Source organism: Streptomyces sp. SCSIO ZS0520 (assembly GCF_025643355.1).
Lineage (GTDB): Bacteria > Actinomycetota > Actinomycetes > Streptomycetales > Streptomycetaceae > Streptomyces > Streptomyces physcomitrii.
In genome coordinates this window covers 7,370,369-7,387,938 of sequence record NZ_CP092644.1, presented here as the reverse complement: position 1 = coordinate 7,387,938, position 17,570 = coordinate 7,370,369, and the positions used below count along the sequence as shown (strand labels likewise).

15 protein-coding genes and 1 riboswitch are annotated in these 17,570 nt (G+C 72.7%); of the genes, 8 read left to right on the top strand and 7 right to left on the bottom strand.

Annotated features, from left to right (window positions below; all coding sequences use genetic code 11):
* Window positions 1–35: 35 nt before the first annotated feature.
* The gene (locus MID12_RS30185; protein ID WP_040255259.1) at window positions 36–527 is read left to right on the top strand and encodes a MarR family winged helix-turn-helix transcriptional regulator; all 492 of its coding nucleotides are present in this window, start codon (window positions 36–38) and stop codon (window positions 525–527) included.
* Between the two features lie 102 nt (window positions 528–629).
* Here MID12_RS30185 and MID12_RS30180 read toward each other — a convergent pair whose 3' ends face one another.
* Window positions 630–1,370, bottom strand: a complete 741-nt coding sequence (locus tag MID12_RS30180) for a L,D-transpeptidase family protein (protein ID WP_263172221.1) — start codon at window positions 1,368–1,370, stop codon at window positions 630–632.
* A 272-nt stretch (window positions 1,371–1,642) separates the two neighbouring features.
* Between MID12_RS30180 and MID12_RS30175 the strand changes: the two genes are divergently transcribed.
* The gene (locus MID12_RS30175) at window positions 1,643–3,547 is read left to right on the top strand and encodes an ABC transporter transmembrane domain-containing protein (protein ID WP_263172219.1); all 1,905 of its coding nucleotides are present in this window, start codon (window positions 1,643–1,645) and stop codon (window positions 3,545–3,547) included.
* A complete protein-coding gene (locus MID12_RS30170) occupies window positions 3,544–5,331 on the top strand; it encodes an ABC transporter ATP-binding protein (protein ID WP_040255258.1) in 1,788 nt (595 codons plus the stop codon). The genes MID12_RS30175 and MID12_RS30170 overlap by 4 nt, the downstream gene beginning before the upstream one ends.
* Before the next feature lie 53 nt (window positions 5,332–5,384).
* Here MID12_RS30170 and MID12_RS30165 read toward each other — a convergent pair whose 3' ends face one another.
* Window positions 5,385–6,182, bottom strand: a complete 798-nt coding sequence (locus MID12_RS30165) for a metal-dependent hydrolase (RefSeq protein ID WP_263172216.1) — start codon at window positions 6,180–6,182, stop codon at window positions 5,385–5,387.
* Window positions 6,183–6,294: 112 nt separating this feature from the next.
* Between MID12_RS30165 and MID12_RS30160 the strand changes: the two genes are divergently transcribed.
* Both MID12_RS30160 and MID12_RS30155 read left to right on the top strand, forming a co-directional pair.
* Window positions 6,295–8,841, top strand: a complete 2,547-nt coding sequence (locus tag MID12_RS30160) for a DEAD/DEAH box helicase (protein ID WP_263173549.1) — start codon at window positions 6,295–6,297, stop codon at window positions 8,839–8,841.
* An 82-nt stretch (window positions 8,842–8,923) separates the two neighbouring features.
* Complete coding sequence (locus tag MID12_RS30155) at window positions 8,924–9,793, top strand: acyl-CoA thioesterase (protein WP_040258514.1); 870 nt, start codon at window positions 8,924–8,926, stop codon at window positions 9,791–9,793.
* Here MID12_RS30155 and MID12_RS30150 read toward each other — a convergent pair.
* Together MID12_RS30150 and MID12_RS30145 are read right to left on the bottom strand one after the other, a co-directional pair.
* Window positions 9,730–10,854 carry a DUF6397 family protein gene (locus MID12_RS30150; RefSeq protein ID WP_263172214.1) on the bottom strand — a complete coding sequence of 375 codons (1,125 nt, stop codon included), beginning with the start codon at window positions 10,852–10,854 and terminating at the stop codon, window positions 9,730–9,732. The genes MID12_RS30155 and MID12_RS30150 overlap by 64 nt on opposite strands.
* A gap of 129 nt (window positions 10,855–10,983) precedes the next feature.
* A complete protein-coding gene (locus MID12_RS30145) occupies window positions 10,984–11,397 on the bottom strand; it encodes a roadblock/LC7 domain-containing protein (protein WP_040255255.1) in 414 nt (137 codons plus the stop codon).
* A 105-nt stretch (window positions 11,398–11,502) separates the two neighbouring features.
* Here MID12_RS30145 and MID12_RS30140 point away from each other — a divergent pair, with 105 nt between their 5' ends.
* Window positions 11,503–11,931: a PPOX class F420-dependent oxidoreductase gene (locus MID12_RS30140; RefSeq protein WP_040255254.1), complete on the top strand. Its 429-nt coding sequence runs from the start codon at window positions 11,503–11,505 to the stop codon at window positions 11,929–11,931.
* 105 nt (window positions 11,932–12,036) lie between these two features.
* Here the strand turns inward: MID12_RS30140 and MID12_RS30135 are convergent, their stop codons facing one another.
* Both MID12_RS30135 and MID12_RS30130 read right to left on the bottom strand, forming a co-directional pair.
* Entirely contained in the window at window positions 12,037–13,635 is a 1,599-nt protein-coding gene (locus tag MID12_RS30135; RefSeq protein ID WP_411577022.1) for an alpha/beta hydrolase, read from the bottom strand.
* Window positions 13,636–13,896: 261 nt separating this feature from the next.
* Window positions 13,897–14,559, bottom strand: coding sequence for a TetR/AcrR family transcriptional regulator (locus MID12_RS30130; protein WP_263172211.1), 663 nt, complete (start codon window positions 14,557–14,559; stop codon window positions 13,897–13,899).
* A 182-nt stretch (window positions 14,560–14,741) separates the two neighbouring features.
* On the opposite strand from MID12_RS30130, the gene MID12_RS30125 reads away from it, so the two are divergent.
* Window positions 14,742–15,779 (top strand): ABC transporter permease, encoded by a 1,038-nt coding sequence (locus MID12_RS30125; protein ID WP_263172209.1) that lies wholly within the window; start codon window positions 14,742–14,744, stop codon window positions 15,777–15,779.
* 521 nt (window positions 15,780–16,300) lie between these two features.
* Window positions 16,301–16,501: riboswitch (cyclic di-AMP (ydaO/yuaA leader) on the top strand.
* Between the two features lie 3 nt (window positions 16,502–16,504).
* Window positions 16,505–16,978 carry a C40 family peptidase gene (locus MID12_RS30120; RefSeq protein WP_263172207.1) on the top strand — a complete coding sequence of 158 codons (474 nt, stop codon included), beginning with the start codon at window positions 16,505–16,507 and terminating at the stop codon, window positions 16,976–16,978.
* A 112-nt stretch (window positions 16,979–17,090) separates the two neighbouring features.
* On the opposite strand, the gene MID12_RS30115 is transcribed toward MID12_RS30120, so the two are convergent.
* Entirely contained in the window at window positions 17,091–17,534 is a 444-nt protein-coding gene (locus MID12_RS30115) for an ATP-binding protein (protein WP_263172205.1), read from the bottom strand.
* Window positions 17,535–17,570: the final 36 nt, after the last annotated feature.

Below are 17,570 nucleotides of genomic sequence, written 5' to 3'. Positions count from 1 at the left end.
GCTCACAATGAATAAGGTCCTGCTATGGTCCGTCCATGACACCCGGTACGCCGCCCTCGGACCCGCCCCCGGACGACGGACTGCTCGCGGAGCAGCTGCTGCGACTGACCCGCCGGGTGCAGCGCATCCAGAAACGCCAGCTGGCCACCTCCGGCATCGGCATCACCCCGGCCCAGTCGCGGTTGCTGCGCACCCTGGCGCACTGCGATTCCCCGCCGCGGATGGCGGATCTGGCCGCGCGCCTGGAGGTGGTGCCGCGGGCCGTGACCACCCTGGTCGACGGGCTCGAGGAACACGGCATGGTGCGCAGGGCGCCGGACCCCGCCAACCGGCGGGTGATCCGCATCGAGCTGACCGAACAGGGCCTGGCCGCCCTGCGCGAACTGCGCCGGGCCCGGCGCGCGGCGGCCGGGGACATCCTCGCCCCGCTCGACGCGGAGCAGCGCGAACAGCTCGGCGGCCTGCTCGCCGCGCTCTTCGAGGGCGACCCCGGACGGCTGACGGAGCGGCATCCGCGGGGCCGGTGACGGCAGGGCCGGCGACCGCAAGGCCGGGGGCGGCGGAATCGAGGACGGCGGGGTCGGCGACCGCGGCGCGTGCCCGCCAAGTCGCCTGCCCCGCCCGGTGGTTCAGGCCGCCAGGCGGGCCTTGTCGCCCATCACGACCACCGGGTGCTGCTGGGGGTCGAGGGTGCGCAGCAGATGGCGCATCCCCGACTTGGAGAGGCTGACGCAGGCCGAGGTACCGCTGCCGTGGTCCATGTGCAGCCAGATGCTGCCGCCCTTCGACTGGCCCTCGGGGCGGGTCGGGTCGCCCGGGGAGGTGCCCTTGACGCGGTTGTAGTCGATGGCGATGACGTAGTCGAAGTCGTGCCAGTGCGACTTGGCCCAGTAGTGCGGTGCCTGGAAGGAGGCGGAGGCGGAGTACGGCAGACGGGCGCCGGGGTCCGGGAGCACCCCGCCCGCGTCGCTGAGCGTGAACACGCCGACCGGGCTGCGCTTGTCGCCCTCCCGGTGGGAGTCCGTCCAGCCCTTCTTGCCGTTGTGCGCGGGCCAGCTGCGGGTCTTCTCCCAGGTCCTGCCCTGCTTGGTGAAGAGCACGACGGTCGCCTCCGCGGAGTCGCGCCCCTCCCCGTACACGGCGACCACCTGGCGGCTGGCGCCGGGGATCCTGCTCTGCAGCCTGTCACCCACACCGGGGATCTTCGTCAACTCCCTCTCGGGCGCCCCGCTCGCGGCGGAACCCCGCGGCCGCGCCTCGCCGCCCTGGGCACCGGTGTCCTCGCCGCTGCCGCAGGCGGTCACCGCGAGGCTCAGGATCCCGCAGCTCAGGCCGAGGGCAAGTCCTCGTATCGCGCTCGCATTCCGCATGCGCCCCATCGTCGCACCACCCTCCTGGCCCTCCGTACGGATCCCGCCCCGGCGCCCGGTACCCGGCCGAATCTTTGCCGCGCCGCGGAAAACCGTTTGCCCGGGGTGACCACGCCCAGGGAACCTTTCACGGTTCCCGGGCCCCTCGTAGGCGTACCTCGCCCTGCCCTGCCGCTCCCCCTTCCGTGCCGCCCGCGCCCTGTCCGCCGTCCGCCGACCACCCGGTCGCGCCCCGGCTCCCGCTTCCCCCCTTCTCCGAGTCATGGGACCTCATGAACATCCAGGACCTGCCCTTCGCCGACCCCGGTACTCCGGACGCACGCTCGGGGCCGCGCTTCCTGCTGTGGCTCGGACGGCAGCAACTCGGCGGCCAGTTCGCGGCCCTGGGCTGGGGACTGCTGCACTTCCTCTCCATCGCGGCCCTGTCCTACGGGACCGGCTACGCGGTCGAGGCGGTGCTCGACGGATCCGGCGCCCGGCTCGCCCTCGCCGGGTGCCTGCTCTTCCTCTTCGGCGGGGCCATCGCGCTCGGCGACACGATGCTGCACCGCAGGGCCGTCACCAACTGGATCACCACCGCCGCCCGCGTCCAGCAGCTCCTCGCCCGCAGGACGGCGCTGCTCGGCTCCGCGCTGACCCGGCGGGTCGCCGCCGGGGAGGTGGTCGCGGTCTCCACCGGGGACGTCGAGAAGATCGGCTGGTTCGTCGAAGCGCTCTCCCGCTTCAGCGCCGCCGCCCTCACGGTCGTCACCGTCTGCGTGGCCCTGGTGGTCTGGGTTCCCTCCCTCGGCTGGATCGTCGCCCTGGGCATCCCGGTGGTCGCGCTCGCCGTGCTCCCCCTCCTCCCCAGGGCCACCCACCGCGCCGACGTCCAGCGGGAGAAGGCCGGATACGCCACCGAGCTGGCCTCCGACACCGTCGCCGGACTCCGGGTCCTCCGCGGCATCGGCGGCGAGGAACTCTTCCTCGACCGCTACCGCGGCGCCTCCCAGGAGGTGCGCGGAGCCGCCGTGCGCAGCGCGCGGATGTGGTCGCTGATCGCCGCCGTCCAGGTGCTCCTGCCGGGGCTGCTGCTGATCGCCGTGGTCTGGCAGGGCGTCCACCTGGCCCGGCAGGGGCGGATCTCGGTCGGCGAACTGGTCGGCGTGTACAGCGCGGTGACGCTGCTCAACTTCCCGCTGCGCCACTTCGAGGAGATCGCCATGGCGTACTCCTTCTCCCGGCCCTCCGCCAAGCGGGCCGCCCGGGTCCTGGCGCTCACCCGCGACACGGACCCGGGCGGGCTCCGCCCCGACGCCCTCCCCCGCGGCGATCTGTACGACCCCGTGAGCGGTCTCCTCGCCCGGCAGGGCCGGCTGACCGCCGTGGTCTGCGGGGATCCGGACGCCGCCGGGAGACTGGCGGACCGGCTCGGCGGCCACGCGGCCCAGGACGCCGGGAGCGCTCCCTCCGTCCTGCTCGGTTCCGTACCGCTGGACGATCTCTCGCTGGAGGCCGCCCGCACCCTGGTGCTCGTCCAGGACAAGGACCCGGTCCTCCTGTCGGGGACGCTGCGCGAGGTGCTCGCGGTGCCCGCCTCGGGGGCGGTCGGTACGGCCGAGGCGCTGGCGGCGGCGGAGTGCGCGGACGTACTCGACGCCCTGGCCCAGCAGTCCGCCGACGGCGCGGAGCCGATGGCGGCGCACCTCACCGAGCGCGGCCGGTCCCTCTCCGGCGGCCAGCGCCAGCGGCTCGCCCTGGCCCGCTCGCTGTTCACCGATCCCGAGGTGCTCGTCCTGGACGAGCCGACCTCCGCGGTCGACTCGCACACCGAGGCCAGGATCGCCGAGGGGCTGCGCGCGCTCAGGTCCGGCCGGACCACGGTGGTGCTCACCTCCTCGCCGCTGCTCCTCGACCGCGCGGACGAGGTCGTCCTGGTGCACGAGGGCAAGGTGACCGCCACGGGCAGCCACCGCGCCCTCCTGCACGAGGACCCCCGGTACCGCGCCGTCGTCACGCGCAGCCCCGAGGACCCCACCGGCCCCGACGACGGCACACGGGCACCCGGCACCCCGCCCGCCCCGCGCACCGGCACCGGCACCAGCACCAGCACCAGCACCAGCACCAGCACCAGCACCAGCACCACCGTGACCGCGCCGGGCGAGGCGGCCCGCGAAGAACTGGAGGAACCCGCATGATCGGCGTGGCACGACCGGAGTACGACCCGGACGGGCCGCTCACCGCGCACACCCTGCCGGTCGGCGAGCCCGCGACGGTACGCCGCTATGTGCGTGGGCTCGTCCACCGCCACCGGCGGGCCTTCCTGCTCCTCATCGGGACGAACGCCCTCGCGGTCCTCGCCTCCATGGTCGGGCCCTACCTCCTCGGCTCGGTAGTGCAGGCGCTGTCCGAGGAAGGCGCCTCGGCACAGCTCCACCTGGGCCGCACCACCGCCGTGTTCGCCCTCGCGGTCGCCCTCCAGGCGTACTTCGTCCGCGAGGTCCGGCTGCGCGGCGCGGTGCTCGGCGAACGCATGCTGGCGGACCTGCGCGAGGACTTCCTCGTACGGTCCGTGGCGCTGCCGCCGGGCGTCCTGGAGCGCGCGGGTACGGGTGACCTCCTCTCGCGGATCACGACCGATGTGGACCGGCTCGCCAACGCGATGCGGGAGGCGGTCCCCCAGCTGACCATCGGCATCGTCTGGGCGGGGCTGCTGATCGCGGGGCTCGGGATCACCGCGCCCCCGCTCGCCCCGGTGCTGCTGCTCGCCGTGCCGCTGCTCGTCGCGGGCTGCCGCTGGTACTTCCGGCGGGCCCCCTCCGCGTACCGCTCGGAGGCGGCGGGCTACGCGGCCGTGGCCTCGGTGCTCGCGGAGACCGTGCAGGCCGGGCGCACCGTCGAGTCCCACCGGCTCGGTCCCGAGCGGATCGCCCTCTCGGACCGCAGAATCCGAGAGTGGACCGCGTGGGAGCGGTACACCATGTGGCTGCGGACGGTGCTCTTCCCCGTCATCAACCTGACGCACACGACCGTGCTCGCCTCGGTGCTCCTGGTGGGCGGCGCCTTCGTCCTCCAGGGCTGGATCGGCGTCGGGCAGCTGACCGCGGCGGCACTGATCGCGCAGATGCTCGTGGAACCGGTGGGCCTCATCCTGCGCTGGTACGACGAACTCCAGGTCGCCCAGGTCTCCTTGGCCCGGCTGGTCGGGGTGCACGACATCGAGACGGCGGGCGGCAGCAGCACCGAGGAACCGCAAGGCCGCCGGATGGACGCGGCGGACGTCCACTTCGGCTACCGGCCCGGCGTGGACGTACTGCGCGAGATCACCCTGCGCCTCGAACCGGGCACCCGGCTCGCCCTGGTCGGCCCCTCGGGGGCGGGCAAGTCCACCCTGGGGCGGCTGCTCGCCGGGATCTACGGGCCGCGCCGCGGCAGCGTCGCGCTCGGCGGCGCCGAGCTCTCGCAGATGCCCGCGGAGAAGGTCCGCACCCACGTGGCGCTGGTGAACCAGGAGCACCATGTGTTCACCGGCACGCTGCGGGACAACCTCCGGCTCGCCCAGGCGGACGCCGGTGACGAGGCGCTGTGGGAGGCCCTGGAGGCAGTGGACGCCGCGCACTGGGCGCGGGCCGCCGAGGACGGACTGGACACGGAGGTCGGCACGGACGGGCTCCCGCTGACCCCGGCGCAGGCCCAGCAGGTGGCCCTCGCCCGTCTCGTCCTGGCCGACCCGCACACCCTCGTCCTGGACGAGGCGACCTCGCTGCTCGACCCCCGGGCGGCCCGCCATCTGGAACGCTCGCTCGCCCGCGTACTGGAGGGCCGCACCGTGGTCGCCATCGCGCACCGGCTGCACACCGCCCACGACGCGGATGTGATCGCGGTGGTCGAGCACGGCAGGATCACCGAGTACGGCAGTCACGCGCAACTGGTGGCGGCCGAGGGCGCCTACGCGGCGCTGTGGCGCTCCTGGCACGGCTGATCCGGCCGGGGCCGGGCCGCCCGCCGGAGGGTGCCCCGGCCCGCGCCGGCCGCTCAGCCGAGGAAGCCGACGGCTCCCAGCGCGCTCGCCGCCCCGATCACCATGAAGGCGGGCATCAGGACCTTCAGCTCGATCCAGCTGCCGGCCCGGAACCGCATGAAGCGGGGCGGGCCCACCGGGTACCAGCGCTTGCGCGCCACCGGGATCGGCCACAGGACCGGGCAGCCCGAGACGGTCAGCGCGTCGCCGATGTCGTGCACCAGGGCGCCGAGCACGATCGGCAGTCCCAGCCAGAGGTACTCCTGGCCGGGTTCGGTGAACAGCCAGTCGGCGCCGTTGCCCGGCTGGTTCAGCACGTCCGCGAGTATCCAGGAGCCCGCCGCGGCCAGCAGCCAGACCAGTACATCGCTGCTGGTGCCGCGGGCGGCCCGCCAGAGCAGTCCCTCGATGGCGAGCACCAGGTGGACGAAGAGGGTCCCGAGGACCGCCCAGCGGCCGCCCGTGGCGGCGAGCACGGAGAAGCCCACGCCGAGGAACACCGCCCACACCCAGGTGTGCGTCAGGGTGCGGTGCCCGCCCGAGCGCCGCGGGTCGCCCGGCTTGCGGGTCGAGCGGTAGACGGCGGCCGAGAGCTTGTCGACTATCCCGCACAGCGCCTTGGACAGGGGGCCGAAGGCGGTGGAGATGGTGGCGGCCTTGTGGTCCAGATCCGGCGCGAGCGCGGCACCCGCGCAGATCAGTGCTCCCACCAGGAGGACCGGCCAGGGCATCGCACGCCCGGTGGCATCGGCGGCCGCGCCGACCCCAAGCCAGGCCGCGGCCCCGGACAGCGAGTGTGCCGGTCCCATCATGGTTGTATCCCGCCCCAATCTGCGTGCGCCCAGGCCCCGTTGTCCCCGCGCTCTGACGCCGTGTCGGCGGCTCAGCGTAGCGTCCGTGATCTTCGTACGCGCGTCCGATTCCATGATCGTGGCGGAGTCCAGGCAAGATGGTGACGTGACCCTCATCGATCAGCTCCCCAAGACCGCCGATCCCGACGCCCTCTACGAAGCCTTCGCCTCGTGGACCGGGGAGCGCGGGCTGACCCTCTATCCCCACCAGGAAGAGGCGCTGATCGAGGTCGTCTCGGGGGCGAACGTGATCGTCTCCACGCCGACCGGCTCCGGCAAGAGCATGATCGCCGCGGCGGCGCACTTCGCGGCCCTCGCCCGCGACGAGGTCACCTTCTACACCGCGCCCATCAAGGCCCTGGTCTCGGAGAAGTTCTTCGAGCTGTGCAAGATCTTCGGCACCGAAAACGTCGGCATGCTCACCGGGGACGCCTCGGTGAACTCCGACGCCCCGGTGATCTGCTGCACCGCGGAGGTCCTCGCCTCGATCGCCCTGCGCGACGGCAGGCGGGCCGATGTGGGGCAGGTGGTGATGGACGAGTTCCACTTCTACGCGGAGGGCGACCGGGGCTGGGCCTGGCAGATCCCGCTCCTGGAACTGCCCCAGGCACAGTTCGTGCTGATGTCGGCCACCCTCGGCGATGTCTCGATGTTCGAGAAGGACCTCACCCGCCGCACCGGGCGCCCGACCGCCGTGGTCCGCTCCGCGACCCGTCCGGTGCCGCTGTCCTACGAGTACCGCTTCACCCCGCTCACCGAGACGCTCACCGAACTGCTCACCACCAAGCAGGCGCCGGTCTACATCGTGCACTTCACCCAGGCCCAGGCGGTGGAGCGGGCCCAGGCCCTGATGAGCATCAATATGTGCACCCGCGAGGAGAAGGACCAGATCGCCGAGCTGATCGGCAACTTCCGCTTCACCACCAAGTTCGGCCGCAACCTCTCCCGTTACGTACGGCACGGCATCGGTGTGCACCACGCCGGAATGCTGCCCAAGTACCGGCGGCTGGTGGAGAAGCTCGCCCAGGCCGGTCTGCTGAAGGTCATCTGCGGCACCGACACCCTCGGCGTGGGCGTCAACGTCCCCATCCGCACGGTGATGTTCACGGCGCTGACCAAGTACGACGGGAACCGGGTCCGGGTGCTCAGGGCCCGCGAGTTCCACCAGATCGCCGGGCGCGCGGGGCGGGCCGGCTTCGACACGGCGGGCTTCGTCGTCGCGCAGGCGCCCGAGCACGTCATCGAGAACGAGAAGGCGCTGGCCAAGGCGGGCGAGGACCCGAAGAAGCGGCGCAAGGTGGTCCGCAAGAAGGCACCGGAGGGCTTCGTCAGCTGGAGCGAGACCACCTTCGACAAGCTCATCACCTCCGAACCCGAGCCGCTGAGCAGCCGCTTCCGGGTCACGCACACCATGCTGCTCTCGGTGATCGCCCGCCCGGGCAACGCCTTCGAGGCCATGCGGCACCTCCTGGAGGACAACCACGAGCCGCGCAAGCAGCAACTGCGGCACATCCGCCGCGCGATCGCGGTCTACCGCTCGCTGCTCGACGGCGGCATCGTGGAGAAGCTGGACGAGCCCGACGCCGAGGGCCGCATCGTCCGCCTGACGGTCGACCTCCAGCAGGACTTCGCCCTCAACCAGCCGCTGTCCACCTTCGCCCTGGCCGCCTTCGACCTCCTGGACAAGGAGTCCCCCTCCTACGCCCTGGACATGGTCTCGGTGGTGGAGTCCACCCTCGACGATCCGCGTCAGATCCTGGCCGCCCAGCAGAACAAGGCGCGCGGCGAGGCGGTCGCGGCGATGAAGGCCGACGGCATCGACTACGACGAGCGGATGGACCGGCTCCAGGAGGTGACGTACCCGAAGCCGCTGGAGGAACTGCTCCTGCACGCCTACGGCACCTACCGCCAGAGCCACCCCTGGGTCGGCGACCACCCGCTGTCCCCGAAGTCGGTGATCCGGGACATGTACGAACGGGCGCTGACCTTCACCGAGTTCGTGTCCTTCTACGAGCTCGCCCGCACCGAGGGCATCGTGCTGCGCTACCTCGCCGGCGCGTACAAGGCGCTGGACCACACGGTGCCCGACGACCTCAAGTCCGAGGACCTGGAGGATCTCATCGCCTGGCTGGGCGAGATGGTCCGGCAGGTGGACTCCAGCCTGCTCGACGAGTGGGAGCAGCTGGCCAACCCCGAGGTGATGACGGCGGAGGAGGCCCAGGAGAAGGCCGACCAGGTCAAGCCGGTCACCTCGAACGCGCGCGCCTTCCGCGTCCTGGTCCGCAACGCCATGTTCCGCAGGGTCGAACTCGCCGCCCTCGACCACGTCACCGAACTCGGCGAACTCGACGGGGACTCCGGCTGGGACGCGGACGCCTGGGGCGAGGCGATGGACGCCTACTGGGACGAGTACGAGGACCTGGGCACCGGCCCCGACGCCCGCGGCCCGAAGCTGCTGCGGATCGAGGAGGTCCCCGAGGAGGCGCTCTGGCGGGTGCGGCAGACCTTCGCGGACCCCGAGGGCGACCACGACTGGGGCATCAGCGCGGAGGTGGACCTGACGGCCTCCGATGCCGAGGGCCGCGCGGTCCTCCGGATCACGGACGTGGGCCAGCTCTGAGCCCGGGGCCCCTCGCAGACCCCGGGGGCCGTACCGCGCGAGCGGCGGCCCCTGCCCCACCGGCGAAGGAGGAGGAGTGGACATGACGGCGAACCCCGCCGAGCGGCTGGTCGATCTGCTGGACCTGGAGCAGATCGAGGTCGACATCTTCCGCGGCCGCAGCCCCGAGGAGTCCGCCCAGCGGGTCTTCGGCGGGCAGGTGGCCGGGCAGGCCCTGGTCTCCGCGGGCCGGACGACGGATCCGGGCCGCCCCGTGCACTCGCTGCACGCGTACTTCCTGCGCCCCGGCAGGCCGGGGGTGCCGATCGTGTACCAGGTCGAACGGGTGCGGGACGGCCGGTCGTTCACCACGCGCCGGGTCACCGCGGTGCAGCAGGGCCGCACGATCTTCAATCTCACCGCCTCCTTCCACAAGCCCGAACCGGGCAGTTTCACGCACCAGCTGCCACCGGCGCGGCAGGTGCCCGAGCCGGAGTCGCTCCCCTCGCTCGCCGACGAGATCCGGTCCCACCTCGGCGAGCTGCCCGAGGAGTGGGAGCTGCTCGCCCGGCGCCAGCCCTTCGACATCCGCTATGCCGACCGGCTGCGCTGGGACCCGCGGGAGATCGCGGAGGCCGAGCCGCGCAGCGCGGTGTGGATGCGCGCGGTGGGCCCGCTCGGCGACGACCCGCTGGTGCACACCTGCGCCCTGACCTACGCCAGCGACATGACCCTCCTCGACGCGGTGCGCATCCCGGTGGAGCCGCTGTGGGGGCAGCGCGGCTTCGACATGGCCTCCCTCGACCACGCGATGTGGTTCCACCGGCCCTTCCGCGCCGACGAGTGGTTCCTCTACGACCAGGAGTCGCCCATCGCCACCGGCGGCCGGGGCCTGGCCCGCGGCCGTATCTACGACCGCGAGGGGCGGATGCTGGTCTCGGTCGTCCAGGAAGGCCTGTTCAGGGCCGTGTGAACCGGGCGGGCCCATGCCGGTCCGGGCCGGTCCTGTCCGGGCCGGTCCTGTCCGGGCCGGTCCTGTCCGGGCCGGTCCTGTCCGGACCGGTCGGTCCCCTGCCGGGCGGAAGCGTGCCGGTCGGGGCCGCGCCGGGTGAGGACCCTGCCGAGCAGTCCGCGTCCGCGCGGGGCGGCAGGCCGCCCCGCGACCGGGGATGGTGCGGCTGTCCCGCAAGGCACCCGGTGGTGGACGCGCTCCCCCGCGGTGCGCCGCCCGGGGCGCGGTGCCGGGCGCTCCTCGCAGGCCCGGGCGAGGCTCGACGACAGGTCCGCGCGGAGCCAGGCGACCTCGTCCGCCGCCTGGGCCGTCAGCAGCTTGTCGATCACCCGGTCCGCAGCAGGCCCGGCCGCCGGAGGCCAGGGCCGGGGCGGGCGCAGCCGGTGCAGCAGCGCGCGGGCGTAGGGATCGCGGACGGTGCCCGCCAGGGCCTCCGGTGGGAGCAGGGAGGCAGTCACGGCCGCGCGCTCCCAGGGGTCCTCGGTGAGCCGCAGCTGTGAACCCGCGTACCGGCCGCGCCAGTTGCGGGCGCGCAGGTCGGTGCCGGTGTCGAGCTGGCCGCGCAGGGTGCCCGGCAGCGGGCCGGTGAGCAGGGCCTGATGGGTGGCGCGGTCCGCGAACTCCCGTAGTTCCTCGGCCAGATAGAGCCAGACGACGAGGCGGTGCCGGTTGAGCCGGAAGCGGAAGGGGGTCAGCAGGCCGAGCCGGGCCAGCCGGGCGAATCTGCCGGGGCGGATCCCCATCAGCTCGGCACCCTCCGTGGCGCCTACGAGTGCGACGCGTTCCCGCAGGCTCCTCGGGAAGCCGGGCAGGGCACGGAGCCGCGCGCGTTCCTCCCCGGTCACGGCCCGGCCCGGCGGGGCGCCGTCCCGCACCGTACGGATGTATCCGAGTGCGGCGGCGCAGTCGAACTCCATGGGCCTGAGGCCGAGTTCCCGTGCCGCGTGCAGGGCGGGCAGCGGCTGGTCCGTGCGCGCCGGTGCGCAGGCTTCCTGGCGAACGGCAGTGGTCCGGGACGTCATGGCGGTTCTCCCCCGTGCGAGGTGGTCGCTGTCGGAAGAACCGTAGCCAGCCGCGCCGGATCCCGCTCAGGCCTGTGGATAACTCCTCTGGGCGGCCTGTCCCCGCAGGTCAGCGGCGTACGAGGAGGCTCAGGGGTCGACCCTCGGAGTGTGCTCGCGCTGCCGTGCGTCCACCCCGAGGTGCTCGCCGACGCGGTTGAGGAGCAGGGTCATCTCGTAGGCGACCTGGCCCATGTCGGCGTCCGCGTCGGTCAGTACGGACAGGCAGCTGCCGTCCCCCGCCGCCGTCACGAAGAGGGCCGCCCCCTCGAACTCGATGACGGTCTGGCGGACGTTCCCGATCCGGAAGTGCCGCCCGGAGCCCTTGGCCAGGCTGTGCAGTCCCGAGGCCACCGCAGCGAGATGCTCCGCGTCCTGGCCCTGGAGGCCCTCGCTCGCGGCGGTCACCAGTCCGTCGTTGGACAGCACAAGGGCGTGCCGTATGTGTTCCACGCGCTGGGTCAGATCGTCCAGAAGCCAGCCGAGTCCGCTGCTGTGTCCCATGATCGGTCTCTCCGCTCGTCCCCCGGTCGGTCCGCCGCCTCCCCGCGGGGGACCTCTTGCGCAAGCCTTCCCCACCTGGGGCCCCGCGGCAACCAGGATGGCCGCATGGCACACAAGATGACCGAGGAAGAATGGCGGGACTTCGTCTCCGCGGGGACCCGGACCGGCAAGCTGTCGACGGTCCGGGAGGACGGGGCGCCGCATGTCGCCCCGGTCTGGTTCCTGCTCGACGGCGACGAAGTGGTCCTCACCACCTCGGCGCAGAGCGTGAAGGGGCGCAATCTGCGCCGCGACGACCGCGTGGCCTTCTGCGTCGACGACGACCGCCCGCCGTACGCCTTCGTGGTCCTTCGGGGCCGCGCGGAGATCTCTGAGGACGCCGCCGAGCTGCGCCGCTGGGCCGAGCGGATCGCCGCGCGCTACATGGGCGGGGCACGGGCCGAGGAGTACGGCGCACGCAACGCCTCGCCCGGAGAACTCCTGGTCCGGGTACGCGTCGAGAAGGTCAACGCCCTCGCGGGACTGGCCGATTGAGCCCTGGCGGGAGCCGCCGGGGAAAAGGGGCGCAGGAAGGGAGAAGGAGGGGCGGCCGGCAGTCCGGTCGCCCCTCCTTCCACCCTGCCAGGAGGGCCCTCGCCGTTACGGCTTCGGCGTGGCGTGCGGGGCGCAGGTGGCGTCCCGGTCACCGACCTTGCCGGTCAGCAGGTAGGTGTCCACCCGGTCGTTGATGCACGGGTTGACCGCTCCGGTCACCCCGTGCGAACCGGCGTCCTTCTCGGTGATCAGGCGCGAGCCCTTGAACCGCTTGTGCAGTTCCACGGCACCCTCGTACGGGGTGGCCGCGTCGCGCTCGGCCTGGACGATCAGGACGGGCGGCAGACCCTTGCCGCTCTTGACGTGGACCGGCGTGTGCTGCTTCGCCGGCCAGGTGGCGCACGGGAGGTTCATCCAGGCGTTGGCCCAGGTCATGAACGGGTGGTCCTTGTGAAGCCGGGTGTTGTCCCGGTCCCAGCGCTGCCAGCTGGTGGGCCACTTGGCGTCGCCGCACTCCACGGCCGTGTAGACCGCGTTGCCGTTCTCGGAGGAGGCGTTGCCCTTGGTGTCCGAGAGGTCGGGGCCCGCGGCCTCGACCAGCGCCTCGGTGTCACCGGCGACGTACTTGCTCCACACCTCGGCGGTGGGCACCCAGGCGGAGTCGTAGTACGGGGCGCTCTGGAAGAAGGAGATCAGCTCGGCCGGGCCGACGACCCCGCCGATGGGCTCCTTCTTCGCGGCGGCGCGCAGCTTCTCCCACTGCGCCTGCACCTTCTCCTGGGTGTCACCGAGGTGGAAGGCGGCGTCGTTCTCGGCGACCCACTTCGTCCAGTCCTCCCAGCGGCCCTGGAAGGCGACGTCCTGGTCCAGGTTGGCCTGGTACCAGATCTTCTCGCGGGAGGGGTTGACCACGCTGTCGACCAGCATGCGGCGGACGTGGTCCGGGAAGAGGGTGCCGTACACCGCGCCCAGGTAGGTGCCGTAGGAGACGCCGAGGTAGTTCAGCTTCTTCTCGCCGAGGGCGGCCCGGATGACGTCCAGGTCGCGCGCGGTGTTCGGGGTCGTCATATGCGGCAGCATGGCGCCGCTGCGCTCGGCGCAGCCGTCCGCGTACTCGGCCGCGAGCTTGCGCTGGGCACGCTTGTCGGCCTCGTTGTCCGGAACCGGGTCGGCCTTGGGCGCCTTCACGAACTCCTGCGGGTCGATACAGGAGATGGGCGCGGAGTGGCCGACGCCGCGCGGGTCGAAGCCGACGAAGTCATAGGCCTTCGAGGTCTTCGTCCACAGCGGGTTCTTGGTGGTGATACGGGTCGGGAAGCGCATGCCCGAGCCGCCGGGGCCGCCCGGGTTGTAGACGAGGGCGCCCTGCCGCTCGTCCTTGGTGCCGGTGCTCTTGGCGCGGTCGACGGCGAGCTTGATCTTCTTGCCGTCGGGCTTGGCGTAGTCCACCGGGACGGTGACCCAGCCGCACTGGATCGGGGAGGCCAGCTCCCAGTCCGCGGGGCAGTCCTTCCAGTCGATGCCCGCCTTGGCGGCCCGGGCGGCGGCGACGGCGGCGCCACGGGCCTCGCGGTCACCGCCGTGGTGCCGGCTGTCCGCGTTCGCCGAGGGGGTGGCGAACGCGCCCGCGAGCACGGTTCCGGCGATGAGGGCGGTGGCAGAACCGAGGGCAGCGGTTCTCCTTGAGCGATTTATTCGTATCAAGTGAATCCTCCCGACATACACACATCAGTAGTACGGGTGATCCTGTCGGTTGACAGAGCATGGGCAATAGAGGGAACGGCCGTTCTTTACCGATCCGATAACCGGGGACTTCGGTCTCGTTGAGCGGAGATCTCCCGAAGGGTCCGATCGGGGGCGGGAGTTACCCAAGGCGAAGTGATGGCCGGAAGTGGCCGAAGGGGCGCAAATCAGCCACGCGCATGTCGGGGCAAGAGGGAGATAAGGCGCGAAGGGCCTGCGCCGTCAGGGAGTTGACCCCGAGCCCCGGCCGTCCTCGACCGCGACCGGCCCGGGGCCGCCCATGCTCATCAGCGCGCGCAGCCCGTCCTGGAGGTTCTCGACCGGTGTCTCGCCGAAGACGGCCTGCTGGGCGGCGAAGCCCTGCGCCAGGGCGATCATCGTCTGGGCCACGTGCTCGGCGGGGAGGTCGTCGCGCATCAGACCCTCCCGCTGGTACTGCCGGACGATGCGCACCCAGGCGGCGCGGACCCGAAGGAAGCCCTCGCGGGTCAGGGCGGCCAGCTCCGGGTTGCGCAGGGTCTCCGTCCACACCTGGATCATCAGCCGCGGGAAGCCGGTGCGCCCGCCGAACTCGGAGGCGGGCCCCCGGTCCATCATCCGCGTGAACACCCGGCCCACCACCACGTCCGGCGGCTGGAGGGGCCGCTCCTCGGCCTCTTCCGCGAAGGCCGCCCGCAGCCCTTCGAGGACCTCTGCCGCGATGGCGCCGATCAGTTCCTCCTTGCCGCTGAAGTAGCGGTAGACCGCGCCCGCGGAGAGGTCCGCCTCCTTGAGGACGTCCTGCATGGACGTGGCGTGGAAGCCGTTGCGCGCGAAGCAGCGGGCGGCGCCTTCGAGGATCTGCCGACGGCGGGCATCGAGGTGCGCCTGGGATACACGGGCCATGCGCGCAACCTAAAACGAACATTCCTTCTTGACAAGCGGCGGGGCATCCCAGGACAGTGAGGACCATAATCAAAACGAACGATCCTTCTTTTTAGCCGCCGGGCCGCCCACGGCCCCCTCCGCACCCCGCGCTTCCGCACCACGCGCTCACGCGCTCTCCACCGCCCGAATCGAGGCACGCCATGTCCGCCACCCGCACCGAAGGCGCCACGGCCGCACCGCCGGGTGCCGCGCCGCCCGCACGCCGCCTCCTCGGCGTCGTCCTGCTCATCCCGCTGATCGTCACCCTCGCCCTGTGGGCCTTCGCCTGGCCCGCCGCCCGCACCGCCCCGCGCGAGGTCCCGCTCGGGGTGGCCGGCCCCGCCGGTGCGGTCGCCTCCCTGGAGAAGCGGCTCGGCAGCCAGGAGGGCGCCTTCGAGATCCACCGCTACACGGACGAGGCCGCCGCCCGCACGGCCATCGAGGACCGCGAGGTCTACGGCGCGATGGTGGCCACCCCGGAGGGCGGCAAGCTCCTCACCGCGACCGCCGCGGGCCCGGTCGTCGCCCAGCTGCTCACCGAGGCGGCACGCGCCCAGGCACCGGACGGCGAGCCGGTCGTGGAGGACGTCGTCGCCGCCTCCGAGGAGGACCCACGGCAGTCGGGTCTGAACGCGATCGTGCTCCCCCTGGCGATGGCCGGGGTGGCCTCCGGCGCGGTGGTCACCCTGCTCGGCATCCGCGGGGTACGGGCCGTCGCGGTACTGCTCGGCGCCTCGGCCCTGGTCGGCCTGGTGGCGACCGGACTCACCGACAACTGGCTCGGCATCCTGCGGGGCGACTGGTGGGCGGAGGCCGGGGTGCTCGGGCTCGCGACGCTGGCCGTGGGCGGTGCCGTGGCCGGGATCGCCTCGCTGCTCGGACGGGCCGGGATCGGCGTCGGCGCGCTGCTCGTGATCTTCCTCGGCAACCCGTTCTCCGGGGTCGCCACCAGCCCCGAGCTGCTGCCGGAGCCGGTGGGCCGGATCGGCCAGTTGCTGCCGCCGGGGGCCGAGGGCTCGCTGCTGAGGTCGGTGGGCTTCTTCGACGGGGCCGCCGCCTCCGGGCCGCTCCTGACGCTGGGCGTCTGGGCGCTGCTCGGCCTGTCCGCCGTGCTGGTCGGCGCCGGACTGCGCCGCGGCGGCAGCGGCTCGGCCCCGCCCGGGTCCTCCGCCACGGGCGAGCCGCACCCCGCGGTCTGAACACCCCTTCCCCGAACCGCCGTGCACCCCCGCTGTAGCGGACGGGGGTGCACGGCCCGATGCGTATGTCCCGCAAGGGAGTTGGCGGTCCGCCGCCCGAAGTCGGTTCCCCGGCACGCCGGATGCCGGTGGCCCGGTCCACCCGCCATGCCGTCATGCCCTGTTGACCGAGGGCGGCGCCAAGTGCCCCGTACGGGCCGCGAAGCATCGCGCTTCCCGCGCGCGTGACCGTGAAGTGCGCGGTGAAACGGGCCAGTCGGGGTACCCCTGGTCGGGGGATATCGGGCCGGAGAGGAAACCGAACTGAGTTGCGCCGTTTGGGAGGCGGGTACGCGGCGCGGGCGCCTTCTTCGCAGGTGCGGGCGGTGCGCGCGGTGCGGACGCGGGTGCTCGCGAGGGGCGCTCCACACATTCGGACCAATCGGCCGGTGAATTGTGCGGCCCCGTTCCGACCGGAAAGCGGCGCGTCCGTGCGTGAACATCGCTTGCGACGACAAGCCCCCGCCGTAGGGGCGGGGCGATCCGGGCGGACGCCGAGTCCTGCCGCCGTCCGGATGTCCGGTCGACAGGAGTGGATCGGCAGGAGTGGAGGACCCGTGCAGTACGGGCCGCCGGAGCCGTATCCGAGCGGTCCTTGGGGTCAAGTCGCGCTACCGCGGCCGGGCGACTTCGCCAGCCCGAACCCGACAGGTCATCCTTCACAGGCGGCTGACGAAGGGTTGCGCATGTCCGCGCTCAATCGTGTCCCCGCTGTACTCACCCGGGCCGGTACCGCCTCGGCCCTCACCCTCGCCGCCGTGGGCGGCGGCATCTCCCTGCCGGGCACCGCCCCGGACGCCCAGGCCCTCGCCCCGGCCACCAAGGCCCTGGAGGTCGCCGCCTCCAAGCAGGGCGCCCCGTACGGCTACGGGGCGACCGGACCGAACAGCTTCGACTGCTCCGGTCTGACCAAGTACGCCTTCAAGCACGCCGGAAAGGAGCTGCCGCGTACCGCGCAGCAGCAGTTCAACGCCACGAAGCGGGTGTCTCCCGCCCAGCGGCGCAACGGCGACCTGGTCTTCTTCGGCTACCGCGGCAACGTCTACCACGTGGGCATCTACGCGGGCCACGGCCGCATCTGGCACTCCCCCAAGACCGGGGCCGTGGTGCGCCTGGAGAAGATCTGGAGCAGCAGCGTCCAGTACGGCCGGGTGGACTGACGCCGAGCGGGCGGTGCCCCGGCCGCGCGCCCCGCACCGCCCGCGGCAACTCCCGCTGCCGTACGCCCGCTTGAGGCACCCCGGGGCCGACTCCGGGCCCCCAGGCGGAACGTCACTGCGGGAGCGGCTCGGCGCTCCGCACCACCGGCAGCACCGTCCACACCGTCTTGCCGCCCGCCGCGTCCGGGAGCACGCTCAACTCCCCTCCGTGGTGGGCGGTGAGGCACTGGACGATGTCCATCCCCCGTCCCCCGTCCGGGCATTCGCCCTCGGCCGCCGGTCTTCGCGGCAGTCCGGGGTGGCTGTCGCGCACGCCGATCCGCAGTACCGTCTCGCCTTCCAGGCGGAGCAGGACGGTCAGGACGGGGGACCGGCCGAGGGTGTGCAGTACGGCGTTGGTGACCAGTTCCGAGACGATCAGCCGGACGCTGTCGGTGAGTTCGGCCGTGGCGGGCAGCCCCCACTCGGCGAGGACGGTGCCCGCGAATCTGCGGGCCTCGGGCACCGAGGCGGGCCGGCTCGGGAGGGTGAGGCTTGCTTCCTGGTGATCGGCCATGGCACGGCGTCCCTTCCCACCGTGCCGGGGGCGAGG